12 protein-coding genes are annotated in these 12,671 nt (G+C 64.9%); 6 read left to right on the top strand and 6 right to left on the bottom strand.

Annotated elements, in window-relative coordinates:
- Nucleotides 1-419: 419 nt before the first annotated feature.
- The 4 genes from HDR50_RS03280 to HDR50_RS03265 are packed head-to-tail and all read left to right on the top strand — an operon-like array spanning nt 420 to nt 4,022.
- Nucleotides 420-878 (top strand): tail fiber assembly protein, encoded by a 459-nt coding sequence (locus HDR50_RS03280; protein WP_291355892.1) that lies wholly within the window; start codon nt 420-422, stop codon nt 876-878.
- The gene (locus HDR50_RS03275; protein ID WP_291355890.1) at nt 869-2,932 is read left to right on the top strand and encodes a hypothetical protein; all 2,064 of its coding nucleotides are present in this window, start codon (nt 869-871) and stop codon (nt 2,930-2,932) included. Before HDR50_RS03280 ends, HDR50_RS03275 begins: the two co-directional genes overlap by 10 nt.
- Before the next feature lie 20 nt (nt 2,933-2,952).
- Nucleotides 2,953-3,456, top strand: coding sequence for a GNAT family N-acetyltransferase (locus tag HDR50_RS03270; RefSeq protein ID WP_291355888.1), 504 nt, complete (start codon nt 2,953-2,955; stop codon nt 3,454-3,456).
- Entirely contained in the window at nt 3,447-4,022 is a 576-nt protein-coding gene (locus HDR50_RS03265) for a hypothetical protein (protein ID WP_291355886.1), read from the top strand. The genes HDR50_RS03270 and HDR50_RS03265 overlap by 10 nt, the downstream gene beginning before the upstream one ends.
- A gap of 49 nt (nt 4,023-4,071) precedes the next feature.
- Here HDR50_RS03265 and HDR50_RS03260 read toward each other — a convergent pair whose 3' ends face one another.
- The 3 genes from HDR50_RS03260 to HDR50_RS03250 all read right to left on the bottom strand — a co-directional run bounded on the left by HDR50_RS03260 (nt 4,072) and on the right by HDR50_RS03250 (nt 6,402).
- Complete coding sequence (locus HDR50_RS03260; protein WP_291355884.1) at nt 4,072-4,452, bottom strand: RidA family protein; 381 nt, start codon at nt 4,450-4,452, stop codon at nt 4,072-4,074.
- Nucleotides 4,453-4,748: 296 nt separating this feature from the next.
- On the bottom strand, nt 4,749-5,126 hold the full coding sequence (locus HDR50_RS03255) for a hypothetical protein (protein WP_291355882.1): 378 nt from the start codon (nt 5,124-5,126) through the stop codon (nt 4,749-4,751).
- Nucleotides 5,127-5,136: 10 nt separating this feature from the next.
- Complete coding sequence (locus HDR50_RS03250; RefSeq protein ID WP_291355880.1) at nt 5,137-6,402, bottom strand: AMP-binding protein; 1,266 nt, start codon at nt 6,400-6,402, stop codon at nt 5,137-5,139.
- A gap of 287 nt (nt 6,403-6,689) precedes the next feature.
- Here HDR50_RS03250 and HDR50_RS03245 point away from each other — a divergent pair, with 287 nt between their 5' ends.
- A complete protein-coding gene (locus HDR50_RS03245; RefSeq protein ID WP_291355878.1) occupies nt 6,690-8,408 on the top strand; it encodes a glutamine--tRNA ligase/YqeY domain fusion protein in 1,719 nt (572 codons plus the stop codon).
- A 38-nt stretch (nt 8,409-8,446) separates the two neighbouring features.
- Here HDR50_RS03245 and HDR50_RS03240 read toward each other — a convergent pair whose 3' ends face one another.
- Both HDR50_RS03240 and HDR50_RS03235 read right to left on the bottom strand, forming a co-directional pair.
- Nucleotides 8,447-8,842, bottom strand: coding sequence for a CGGC domain-containing protein (locus tag HDR50_RS03240; protein ID WP_291355876.1), 396 nt, complete (start codon nt 8,840-8,842; stop codon nt 8,447-8,449).
- A 53-nt stretch (nt 8,843-8,895) separates the two neighbouring features.
- Nucleotides 8,896-9,684 (bottom strand): MBL fold metallo-hydrolase, encoded by a 789-nt coding sequence (locus HDR50_RS03235; protein WP_291355874.1) that lies wholly within the window; start codon nt 9,682-9,684, stop codon nt 8,896-8,898.
- On the opposite strand from HDR50_RS03235, the gene HDR50_RS12400 reads away from it, so the two are divergent.
- The gene (locus HDR50_RS12400; protein ID WP_365816643.1) at nt 9,631-10,419 is read left to right on the top strand and encodes an Rrf2 family transcriptional regulator; all 789 of its coding nucleotides are present in this window, start codon (nt 9,631-9,633) and stop codon (nt 10,417-10,419) included. The two genes, HDR50_RS03235 and HDR50_RS12400, sit on opposite strands and share 54 nt — an antisense overlap.
- On the opposite strand, the gene fusA is transcribed toward HDR50_RS12400, so the two are convergent.
- Nucleotides 10,346-12,424 carry an elongation factor G gene (gene fusA / locus HDR50_RS03230; protein ID WP_291355872.1) on the bottom strand — a complete coding sequence of 693 codons (2,079 nt, stop codon included), beginning with the start codon at nt 12,422-12,424 and terminating at the stop codon, nt 10,346-10,348. The genes HDR50_RS12400 and fusA overlap by 74 nt on opposite strands.
- Nucleotides 12,425-12,671: the final 247 nt, after the last annotated feature.

Raw genomic sequence — 12,671 nt, 5'->3', positions numbered from 1 at the left:
TCACTGTGGGCGCCGGCGGCAATCCCATCACGAGTCCCGGGTCTGGCGTCAACACCGCAGGCGGCCAGACGACTTTCGCTCCGGGCGTGTTCGAGGACATGACGCCAACCTACCCGGGGACGATGCTAGAAAATGACACGCAGCACAACAGCCAAACAGCTTTTCGCGCCGGTGAGGGCTCGGTAATAAATCAGGCAGGCTCTTACCATGCATCTGGCGCCGGTCTTGGTGGTGGCGTGAGCTCTGGGTCGGCCGCCGAGAACGCAGGGAAGTTTTTTGGAGCTGGCGGGTGTGGGGCCTGGAACAATGGTGTATCATATGCTGGTAAAGGCGCCCAAGGGGCAATCCGTCTTCGTTTCTGGAACCGCGCCAAGGACAATGGGCAAGCTCCTGCGCCTGCCACGTTTGTGGCCCGGCGCATGACACCACGCGCGGCCGCCGCGCCCATGACCGTCAACCTCTACGACCCCGAGACCGGGATGGGCTCGGTGTGGCGCGAAGAGGACGCGGAAGCGAAGCTCGCCGAGGGGATGATTTCCGAAGTGGCGTGGCTGGAAATCTGCGCGGAGAAGGCGGCGGAAGCGCGGGCGGCATGGCTTGCGGACCCGGATACCGAGGCCGAGCGCTTTGCCCTGTTGCGCGGCGCGCGGGATGCCAAGCTCGCTACCACCGACTACCTCGTGGCGCCGGATTATCCGCTCACGGACGAGCAGCGGGTGGCGGTCATCGGCTACCGCCAGGCCCTGCGCGATTTGCCCGCGCAGGCCGGTGCCCCCTGGGACGGTGGCGGCGAGCTGACACCGTGGCCCGCGCAGCCTGCGTGCGGCGGGGTGTCGCCCGACGAAGCGCGGGAGGAGAGTGACGCCCCATGCGCGTAGCCCTGCAAAACTTCACCGGCGGCGAGATTGCGCCCACGCTTTTCGCGCGCTATGACCTTGCGCGCTACCGCAATTCGCTGGCCGCGCTCGAGAACATGCTGCCCGGGCTGCATGGCGACGCGGCGCGGCGCCCGGGCACGCGCTTCCTCGCGGAACTGGCCGGCCCCGCGGTGTTGTTGCCCTTCAGTTTCAGCGCCGAGGCGGGCCAGAACTTCCTGCTCGTCTTCGGCGAGCGCACGTTGCAGATAGCGGACGGGGACGGCCTCGTGCCCGGCCTCCCCACGCTCACGACGCCCTATGCCGCGGCTGACCTGCACGGCATCAGCCACGCCCAGGTGGGGGATGTGGTCTATCTCGCGCATCCGAAGCATCCGCTGCACAAGGTGGTGCGCAGCGATGCCGCGTCCGCGGGCGCCGCCCATCCCTTCGCCTGGAGCCTCGTCAGGGTGGCCTTCAACACCACCTTGCCCGCGCCGGGCACGCCCACGGGGACCTTTTCCGGCACAGGCGACACGTTCACCCTGCGCTACAAGGTGGCGGCCGTGGACGCCGACGGCCGCCAGTCCCTGCCGTCACCGGCGGTGGCGGTCACGGGCGCGCGCCATCCGTCGGACTGGGTGCAGGGCAATTCCGTGACCCTCTCCTGGCAGCCCGTGGCCGGCGCTGCCGAATACAATGTCTACCGGGAGGAAGCTGGCTATTACGGCTTCATCGGCGTGGCCCGGGGCACGAGCTTCTCGGACCAGAACTACGAGGCCGACACCGCCGACACGCCGCTGGAGGACTGGGCGCCCTTCGCCGGCGGCAACAATCCGGCCGTGGTGGCCTTTCACCAGCAGCGCATGGTGCTCGCTGCCACGCCGCGCGCGCCGCAGGCCTTCTACATGTCGCGCAGCGGCGATTTCGAGAATTTCCGCAAGTCGCGCCCGCTCCAGGACGACGACCCCGTGGAATACCAGATCGCCTCCGGCGCCATCGACGCCATCACCTGGGCGGCGAGCTTCGGCGACCTGCTGCTCGGCACCTCGGGGAGCGAATACAAGGCCACGGGCGGCGACGGCGGCGCCATCACGGCCAGCAACGTGAGCATCACGGCCCAGTCCTACTGGGGGAGCGCCGGGCTTTCGCCCATCATCATCGGCAATTCCATCCTCCATGTGCAGCGGCATGGCAGCCGGGTGCGCGACCTCTTCTATTCGCTTGAGAAAGACGGCTACGCCGGCAATGACCTCTCCATCCTCGCGCCGCATCTCTTCGAGGGGCATTTCTTGCGCCAGTGGGCCTACCAGCAGAGCCCCGGCTCCACCATCTGGGCCGTGCGCGACGACGGCCTTTTGCTGGCGCTCACCTATATGAAGGAGCACGACATCTGGGGCTGGTCGCGCCAGGTCACGGACGGCCGCGTGTGGTCCGTGGCCTCGGTGCCCGGCGCGGGGGGCGACACGCTCTTTCTGGTGGTCGAGCGGGAAACGGGCGGCACGAAGCGCTGGTTCCTCGAGCGCCTGGCCGATCAGTGGCCCGACAGCGCGCCCGTGGAGGAGGCCTTCTTCGTGGATTGCGGCCTCAGCCTGCGCCGCGAGACCCTCGAAACCACGGTGTCCGGCCTCGGCCACCTCGAGGGCCGGGAACTCGCCGTGCTCGCCGACGGGAGCCCGGTGGAGGGCTGCGTGGTGCGGGAGGGCGCCATCGAGCTGCCCTATCCGGCGCGGGTGGTGCAGGCGGGCCTTCCCTATGTGTCGGCTCTCTCGCCGCTGCCGCTGGAGGCCGAGATGCAGAACGGGAGCAGCCTCGGGCGCATGCGCGCCTTTGGCCGCTGCGCCATGCGGCTTTATCGCAGCGTGGGCGGCAAGTACGGCCCCACGCGGGAGGAGCTGCATGACCTGCCCTTTTTGCCCGAGGCCTGGGGTGCCCCGGTGGAGCCCTTTTCGGGCGATGTGGAGTTCTTCCCCGGGGGCTCGCCGGAAGGCGCGGCGAGCCTGTGGATCGTGCAGGACAGGCCGCTGCCCTTCCGGCTCACGGCCCTCATGCTGGACGTGGATTTTGCGGAACAGTGAAGCGGGGGGAGAGAATGGGCATGAAGGACGAAGCGGCGCCGGGCCTTGTGTTCCGGCAGGAAGGGGCGGCCGAAGTACTTGGTGAGGCCACGGAGCTCGCGGCCACGCACTGGCGCGAGGTGGAGGCGGAGCTTCACGGCGGCGCGGAATATAAGCTGGACGGGGAGCGTTATGCCGCGCTGGAGCGGCTGGGCATGCTCAGCATCACCACGGCGCGCGACCCGGAGGGGCGGCTCGCGGGTTATGCGGTGCTCACGCTGGCGCCCTGCCCGCATCTTCAAGGCGAGACCGTGGCCGCGCTGGACGGCCTCTATCTGGCCCCGGAGTTTCGCCGAGGCCTCAACGCGCTGGCGCTTTTGCGCAGCGCCGAAGCCGCGGTGGCAGCGCGGGGCGCGGCCCTCGTGCAGTACAGCTCGCCGGCCTCCCGGCCCTGTGGAGCGCTGTACCGCCGGCTCGGCGCCACGCACACCGAGACCATCTGGCACAAGCGGCTCGTAAAAGCGGGAGGCACAGCATGGCAATAGCCACGGGAACGGCCGCGGCCATCAGCGCGGCCATGGCGCTCGCCGGCACGGCCGCCGGCGTGGTGGGCGCGGCCCGGCAGGCCCAGGCCCAGCGCGACCAGGCGCGGTATCAGGCAAAACTCGCGCAGCGCTCGGCCGCCATCGCCGAGCAGAACGCCCAGGCGGCGGACGAGGCGGCTGCGGCCGAGCGGCGCGAAGGCGCGGAAAACGCGGCCAAAAAGCGGCAGGAGGCCGCCCGGCTCATCGGCGCGCAGAGGGCGCAGGCCGGCGCGTCGGGGGCGCGCGTGGACGAAGGGGCGGCGCTCGACCGCGTGCTTGACACCGCGGAGCGCGGCGAGCTGGACGCGCTGGCGGCGCGGCAAAAGGGGGAGGACGCGGCGCATAACCAGGATCTGCGCGCCTGGGGCTACCGCAATCAGGCCCAGGCCTCGGAACTGGAGGCCCGGGCCCTGAAGGAAAAGGCGGAGACCGATTATCTCGGCAGCATCCGGACGACCCTGCTCAACGGCGCGGCCCGCACGGGGCGCAACTTTTACAGCCTCGGCGTGCAGGGGCCCAGGATCTGAAGAAAAGCGGCCGGGGGCCCTGTGGCCCCCGGCCGGAGAAAATCCCTTGCTATGGCTCCCGGTAGGCCACGCAGTCCACCTCCACTCGGATGTCGCTCATCATCCGCGCCTGCACGCAAACGCGCGCCGGGGCGTGCTCGGCCTCGAAATAGCGGGCATAGACCTTGTTGAAGCCCGCGAAGTCGCGCGTATCGTCCAGCCAGACGGACACGCGCACCACATCGCGCATCGAATAGCCGGCCGCTTCCACGGCGCTCTTGAGATTTTCGAGCGCCACTGTGGCCTGGACGGTGATATTGCCGGTGACGATCTCGCCCTCGGCATCGCGCGGCACCTGACCGCTCACGAAGAGCCAGCCGCCGGCGCTGACGGCCCTGGCGAAGGGCAGGGCGCCGGGCTTGGCGGGCGTTCCGTATCTCGTGATGGGCATGCTGTTTCCTTAGCGTGGCTGTAGAGTTGAGATGATGAGCAGCTTCTATGCCCGTGCCAACTTAATGCCGAAATTATCCGTCAAAAACAGCCTTTTTGCTGCTGGCTGCGTCAGAGAAAAATTTCCTCGGTCGAGTACTTAAGTACACTCCCTTCGGAAATTTTTATCTTCCTTGCCAGCAGCAAAAAATCTTATTTTTTAGGATTCTTCCGGCACCAGCACCCGTCTTCCGCTTCGCTCCAGACGGGATATGGAGTAAACCGCAGAGGGCCAAAGAGTTTTTTAAATTTACCCGACTAACTTCTGGCTTTCCCCGCCGCCAGCTCCTCGATGAACAGGGCGAGATTGTCCGGCTCGCCGGGCTTGTGGTCATCGGGATAGAGCAGGGCCGACATGTAGAACACCGAGCCCAGCTTGAGGCCCATGGCCGCGCTTTGCGAAAAGCGCATGAGCCCCCGCAGGATCGGCTCGCGCCGGGCTTCAGGGAGGCCCGCGAGCACCGGGGCCGCGTCCTTGGCGAGCGCGGCCACGGCTTCGGCCTTGGCGCGCATCTTTTCGTTATAGCCTTTTGTGTCGCCGGCCTTGAGGCGGCCGAGCGCCTCGGCCTCGTCGGCCATGATGGCCGCATGCCGCGCCTTGAGCCAGTCGATGACGGGCGTGACGTCGTTGCTCATATCTGCCTCTCTAGTCCCAGTGGCGCTTGTCCTCGATGGGCCTGATCTGCGGCGGCAGGCTGCCCGGCGCGAGGATCTTGAGCTCGGGGCGGAGCTTGATCTTTTCGCGGAACTGGTGGAGCAGCTCCTCGCCGCGCTTGAAGCCGCTCGTTTCGATGAACAGGGTCATTTCGTCGATGCCGCCCGGGTTGGTGACCTCGATCTGCCAGCGCTTGATCTCCTCGAAGCGGCTCATGACCTGCTCGACCTGGTGCGGGTAGACGAACATGCCCATGATGCGCGCCGTGGTGTCCACGCGGCCCACGATGCTGCCAAGGCGCGGGCTGGTGCGGCCGCAGGCGCAGGGGCCGCGGTCGATATAGGAGAGGTCGCCGGTGGCCAGCCGGATGAGCGGATAGGTCTTGTTGAAGGCCGTGACCACGATCTCGCCCACCTCGCCGTCCTTGAGCGGGATGCCCGTGTCCGGGTGGCAGATCTCCACGTAGCAGCGGTTGGCGATGTGCAGGCCCGTCTTGTGGAAGCATTCGTAGCCGATGCAGCCCACGTCGGCCGTGCCGTAGCCCTGGCGCATGATGAGGTCGTACTTCTTCTCCATCTGCGAGCGCATCTTTTCGGAAAGCCGCTCGCCCGTGACGAAGGCCACCTCGAGGAAGAGGTCCTTGCGCAGGTTAAGGCCCTTTTCCTCGGCTTTCTGGGCGAGGTGCATGAGGAAGCTCGGCGTGCCCACATAGCCGCAGACGCGCAGTTTCTGCATGATGTCAAGCTGGGTGGCCGCGTCCGTGGGGCCGGCCGGGACGACCGCGCAGCCCAGGTTGCGCAGCGGCTCCTCGAACATCAGGCCCGCCGGCGTGAGCTGGTAGTTGAAGGTGTTTTGCACCGCGTCGCCCGGGCGGAAGCCCACGGAATAGAAGGCCTCGGTATAGCCCCAGTAGTCCTCGCCGCGGTCTTCGGGGTCGAAGATGGGGCCGGGCGAGAGGAAGACGCGCTTGAGCTCGCCGATGTCCTTGGTGAGCAGACCGCCGAGCCTCGGGCCCATGGACTGGAGGAAGATGAGCTCCTTCTTCTTCAGGATGGGGATATGCTTGATGTCCGAAAGGGTCTTGAACTTCTCGACGTTGAACTGGGCGCGGTCAAAGCGCTTCTTGACATCTTCGGAATAGCGGTAGGCGTAAGAGAGAAGGTCCTTCAACTGGATGAGGCAGTACTGGCGGCGCTCGCTCTCGTCGAGCACCTCGCGGCGGCTGTAGATGCCTTCGGTGCGGTCTTTGCGGGTCATGACATCTCCTGGCACTGGTGCGGGAAGCCGCAGCCCTTGCGGCTGCCGGCGGAAAACGCGAAATGAGGGGCGGAATGGTCATATGTACGCATTGCGCCGTAAAAAAGCAAGCATTTTTTTATTTATCCTGATATTTCAACTTGTTAGAATGATATTTTGCGATGCGGCATCGGGCGCCCCCCTGTGCGCGGGAAGGGAAGGGCGGATTTGACCGCCGCGGGCGCCTGCGCTACGTTTCTCTGTTACGGGCTGACACTTTCGCGGCCCTCACCTTTTTCGGAGCGCCCATGGAATCGCAGCAGAGCACGACCCAGGAGCAGCAGGCCGGGGCCACCTCCCGGCCCGGTACAGACTTCATCCGCGCCCGCATCGAGGCGGACGCGGCCTCCGGGCGCTTCGGGGGCGTGGTGCATACGCGTTTTCCCCCGGAGCCCAACGGCTACCTCCACCTCGGGCACGCCAAGTCCATCTGCCTCAATTTCGGCGTGGCCGGGGAATACGGGGGCCTGTGCAACCTGCGCTTTGACGACACCAACCCGGTGAAGGAAGAAACGGAATATGTGGCCGCCATCCGCGAGGATGTGGAATGGCTCGGCGGCCACTGGGACGACCGGCAGTTCTACGCTTCGGACTATTTCGAGCGGCTGTACGAGTTTGCGGAAGAGCTCATCCGCCGAGGCAAGGCCTATGTGGACGACCTCTCGGCCGACGAGATCCGCCAATTTCGCGGCACGCTCACCGAGCCGGGCCGGGAGAGCCCCTGGCGAAATCGCAGCGTGGAGGAAAATCTCGACCTGTTCCGGCGCATGCGCGCGGGCGAGTTCCCGGACGGGGCGCGGGTGCTGCGTGCCAAGATCGACATGGCCGCGCCGAATCTCGTCATGCGCGACCCCACGCTCTACCGCATCCGCCACGAAGCGCACCACCGCACGGGCAACGCCTGGTGCATCTATCCCATGTACGATTACGCCCATTGCCTGTCGGACTCGCTGGAGGGCATCACCCATTCGCTCTGCACGCTGGAATTCGTCAACAACCGCGAACTCTATGACTGGGTGCTGGACGCGCTCGGCGTCTACCATCCGCAGCAGATCGAGTTCGCGCGCCTCAATGTGACCTATACCATCCTGTCGAAGCGCAAGCTTATCCAGCTCGTGCGCGAGGGTCATGTGGCCGGCTGGGACGACCCGCGCATGCCCACCCTGAGCGGCCTGAGGCGCCGCGGCGTGCCGCCCGAGGCCCTGCGCGACTTCTGCTCCCGCATCGGCGTGGCCAGGGCCGACTCCACGGTGGAATATTCCCTGCTCGAGCATTGCGTGCGCGAACGGCTCAACGCCGTGGCCCCGCGCGCCATGGCCGTGCTCGACCCGGTGCGCGTGGTCATCGAGAACTGGCCCGAGGGCAAGGTGGAAGAGCTCGACATGCCCTGGCACCCCGAGGACGCGAGCTACGGCAGCCGCAAGGTGCCCTTTACGCGCGAGCTTTTCATCGAGCGCGACGACTTCCGCCTCGAGCCGCCCAAGAAGTTCCACCGCCTCTCGCCGGGGGCCGAGGTGCGCCTGCGCCACGCCTATCTGATAACCTGCCGCGAGGCCGTGCTGGACGAAAACGGCAACGTGGTCGAGCTGCGCTGCACCTATGACCCGGAGAGCCGCGGCGGCCAGAGCCCGGACGGCCGCAAGGTCAAGGGCACCCTGCACTGGGTCTCGGCGCCGCACGCCCACAAGGCCGAAGTGCGCCTCTATGACCAGCTCTTCGCCGTGCCCGACCCGGACAAGGCCCCGGACGGCGGGACTTTCATCGACAACCTGAACCCCGATTCCCTCACCGTGACAACGGGCTGGCTGGAGCCCGCGCTCAGTCGCCTCGAGCCGGGCAAGACCGTGCAGTTCGAGCGCCTGGGCTATTTCTGTAAGGACAAGGACAGCACGGAGGAGCTCCCGGTGTTCAACCGCACGGCCACCCTGCGCGACACCTGGGCCAAGCTGGAGAAAAAGGGGGAGTAGGGCTGCCCGAAACGGCGCAGCGCCGCAGTAGCCACTGTTCAGTTGCCCGAAACAGCCCCGCTTTCGGCCACGCCAGCAGAAGCCTCTGTGCGCAGCTTTTTGGGGGCGTCGTGGGAATAGTCGAACACACGGATGCCCTCGCCCACAGCGGTCCTGACAGTATCCGTGAGCTTGCGGCGGAAGGGGCACGGAAATTCATGAGGCGTCCCCAATGTAATGCAGGACGCGATGACGATGGCCTCCGCGCCCTGCCGCACCATGTGCCGGGCCCTTTGGGCGGCGTTTTTCCCGGGGCATCCGCCGCAAGTATTGACGCCGACTATTTCTTCTTCGCAGCCGGCGAAGGCCCCTTTTTTCTCACGCATGGCCTGAAAACATTTGGCGGCGGGGCAGACATTTTCCGTTTGCAGACAGCGAATCAGGCCGATTTTCATGCGTCCCTCCGAATTTTTCCGGGGAGGGGCCAAGGCCACTCCCCGGCGTCCTTTCAGTCGAAGTTCAGTGTTTCCCCGTCTGCGGGGATGAAGATGCTTTCCTCAAAGCCCTTTTCCCGCGCGAAGGCGCGCATGTCGTCCCGGCTCACCGTGGCGTGGGCGACGCTTTCCATGTGGCTCACCACAAGTTTTGCCTGTGGCGCGGCCTCGTGGACCTTGAGCACGTCCTCCGTCCCCATGATGAGGCGGCCAAAGAATTTCAGGCTCGCGCCGCAGGCGTAGAGGATGAGGACATCCGGCCGAAAGCGCTCGATGGTCTTCCATACAGGCTCATACCAGACGGTGTCGCCGACGAGATAGAGCGTTTTTTCCGACGGATGGCGGAACACCACGCCGCAGGCTGGCCCGCAGGGCACCCTAGTGCCGTGGCGGCACTTGGTTTTTATCAGTTCCACATCCCTGTAGGCGGTATTCTGGTACAAGGAGGTCAGGTCGGTAAAGCCCTCGTCCCACAATGCGTGCGCGTCTTCCGGACGCTGCACGAAAGTGGGCATGTCCCTGGGAAGGGAGTCGCCGAGAATGCCTGCCGCGTTGATGTCGATATGGTCGGGGTGGAAGTGGGTGAGAATGCAGGCATCCACCCCCTGCAAGACGGCTTCCTTGGGGAATGGCAAGTCCACAAGCGGCATGGGGATGTCTTCCCGGTCTTCCGTGAGCGTCCGGAACGGGGTGTTGCGGAAGGTTCCGAATGCCCCCTTGGGCAAAAGCCACGGGTCAATGAGGAAGGTATGGCCACCATAGGTAATTTTCACGGTGGCGTTTCGGATTTGCTGGATTTTCATCAGGCTCTCTCCTTGAAATANGGTGCGCGTGACATCTCNATATCCTGTAACTTTAATAATTACAAGTTAGACCNTAACCCGGCTTCATGTATATTGAGGACTTCCGGCTCAAAAATTTTTGGGGTTTTCATGAAATATCCCACCAAGTTGGCCGATGCCATCCATCTNCTGGCCGCAATCCAGATATTGCGGGAAATCTGGGGGCCTGCTGCCCCGGAGTTGAGGCAGGTCCTGAAGAGCTGCGAGCTTGCCCAAAGCATGGACACAAATCCGGCCCATATNCGGAAGCTGATGCGGCTTGCCGCCANGGGCGGCTTGCTGATNTCGGAAAAAGGCCGGGTAAACCCCCGTCTTGCGCGCCCCGCCCAGGAAATTTCCCTGCTGGATATTTGCCGGGCTGTGGAGGGGGACAAGTCCGTCCTCAACCTGCATCAAAGGCCGGAGCCAACGTGTGCAGTGGGAAGCGCCATAGAACACGCGCTGAGCGNTGCTTATGCGGAAATCGAAATCGCCGCCGAAGCGGCGTTGGCAAAAATCAGCCTGCAAAGNATCATCGACGACTATTATGCGCGCACNGNNCTNNCGGAGCGAAGCTANNCAGAANNAAAAAGCCCCCGTCGCCGGGGGCTTTTTCNTATGCNCGGTCAGNCGNNATGCGNGTCTAGNNGCGGGCCTTCTGGATNTCNTCGGCNAGCGCCTGNGGCACGCGCTCGTANTGGTCGAACTGCATGGTGAAGGTGGCGCGGCCCTGNGTGCGCGAGCGCANNTCCGTGGCNTAGCCGAACATGGANGCNAGCGGCACCTGGGCGCGCACGCTCTGGGCGCCGCCGGCGCGGGCCTCCATGCTCTGCACGCGGCCGCGGCGGCCNTTGAGGTCGCCCATGACGTCGCCNAGGTATTCCTCGGGCGTCACCACCTCCACNTCCATGATGGGNTCGAGCANNACGGGNGCGGCCTTGTTCATGGCGTCCTTGATGGCCATGGAGCCCGCCACGTAGAAGGCCTGCTCNGANGAGTCNACCTCGTGGTAGGAGCCGAAGACNAGGTTGACCTTGAGGTCCACNGCCGGGAAGCCCGCGAGCACGCCGGACTTCATGGCGTCCTGGATGCCCTTGTCGATGGCCGGGATGTATTCCTTGGGGATGACGCCGCCGGTGATGGANTTNACGAANTCGTAGCCCTTGCCCGGGTTCGGCTCCACCTCGATGACGCAGTNGCCGTACTGGCCGCGGCCGCCGGACTGCTTGGCGTGCTTCATGTCCGACTTGGAGGGCTTGGAGATGGTCTCGCGNTAGGCCACCTGCGGCTTGCCCACATTGGCGTTGACATTGAACTCGCGCGTCAGGCGGTCNACGATGATNTCNAGNTGCAGCTCGCCCATGCCGGCGATGAGGGTCTGGTTGGTCTCCTCGTCGCCCTTGACGCGGAAGGAGGGNTCCTCCTTGGCGAGCTTGGCGAGCGCGGCCGAGAGCGCGTCGCGGTCGGCCTTGGTCTTGGGCTCGATGGCCACCTCGATGACCGGCTCGGGGATGTTGAGCGACTCGAGGATGACCGGGCGCTTNTCNTCNCAGAGNGTGTCGCCCGTGGAGGCGTTCTTNAGNCCCACNAGGGCCACGATGTCGCCCGCGCCNGCCCACTTGATGTCCTCGCGCTTGTTGGCGTGCATCTTGAGGATGCGGCCGATGCGNTCCTTCTTGCCNGTATTGGCGTTGAGCGCGCTCATGCCCGTCTCGATGACGCCGGAATAGATGCGGAAGAAGGAGAGNTGNCCGATGAAGGGGTCGGANAAGAGCTTGAACACNAGGCCGGCCAGNGGCTCCTTGTCGCTGCAGTAGCACTCGATGATCTCGTCGTCATGGCCGGGCACNTGGCCGGTCATGGGCGGGATGTCNACNGGCGAGGGCAGGTAGTCCACCACGGCGTCGAGCAGCGGCTGNACGCCCATGTTGCGGAAGGCCGAGCCGCAGAGCACGGGCACGATGTTGCGCGCGATGGTGGCNTTGCGGATGCAGGAGATGATNTCNTCCTCGGTGAGNGTCTCGCCGCCGAGGTATTTCTCCAGCAGGGCCTCGTCCTCCTCGGCCACGGCCTCGATGAGCTCGTGGTGCTTTTCCTCGAACAGGGCCTGCATGTCGGCGGGCACNTCNGTGACCTTGAANTCCGCGCCCTTGGTNCTCTTGTCGTAATAGATGGCCTTGCCGCGCACGAGGTCNACCACGCCCTCGAACTTGTCCTCNGCGCCGATGGGCAGCTGNAGCGGCACGGCCTTGGCGCCCAGGCGNTCGTGGATCATCTGCACGCAGCGGAAGAAGTTGGCGCCGATGCGGTCCATCTTGTTGACGAAGCAGATGCGCGGCACATGGTAGCGGTCGGCCTGGCGCCACACCGTCTCGGACTGCGGCTCCACGCCGGCCACGGCGTCGAACACGCANACCGCGCCGTCGAGCACGCGCAGGGAGCGCTCCACCTCGATGGTGAAGTCCACNTGGCCNGGGGTGTCGATNATGTTGATGCGGCAGTCCTTCCAGAAGCAGGTGGTGGCGGCNGAGGTGATGGTGATGCCGCGCTCCTGCTCCTGCTCCATCCAGTCCATGACGGATTCGCCGTCATGGGTCTCGCCGATCTTGTGCGAGACGCCGGTGTAATAGAGGATGCGCTCGGTGGTGGTGGTCTTGCCGGCGTCAATATGGGCCATGATGCCGATATTGCGCTGTTTGTCTATGGGAACGGTGCGTGCCACGGTATTCCTCCCTGCGGCGAAAAAGGGCGATGAAAGGCTATCCTGAACGGCTTGATTATACTTGCGAGTTGTTGCTTTGCGAGTGTGCTGTGCGGATACTGCCGAAATTATCCGTCAAAAACAGCCTTTTTGCTGCTTGCTGCGTCAGAGAAAAATTTTCTTGGTCGAGTACTTGAGTACACTCCCTGCGAAAATTTTTATCTTCCTTGCAAGCAGCAAAAAATCTTATTTTTTAGGATTCTTCCGG

It is taken from the genome of Desulfovibrio sp. (assembly GCF_014803725.1).
Taxonomy (GTDB): Bacteria; Desulfobacterota; Desulfovibrionia; order Desulfovibrionales; family Desulfovibrionaceae; genus Desulfovibrio.
Note: the sequence above shows the minus strand (reverse complement) of the source record. Positions and strands in the feature narration are given on the sequence as shown.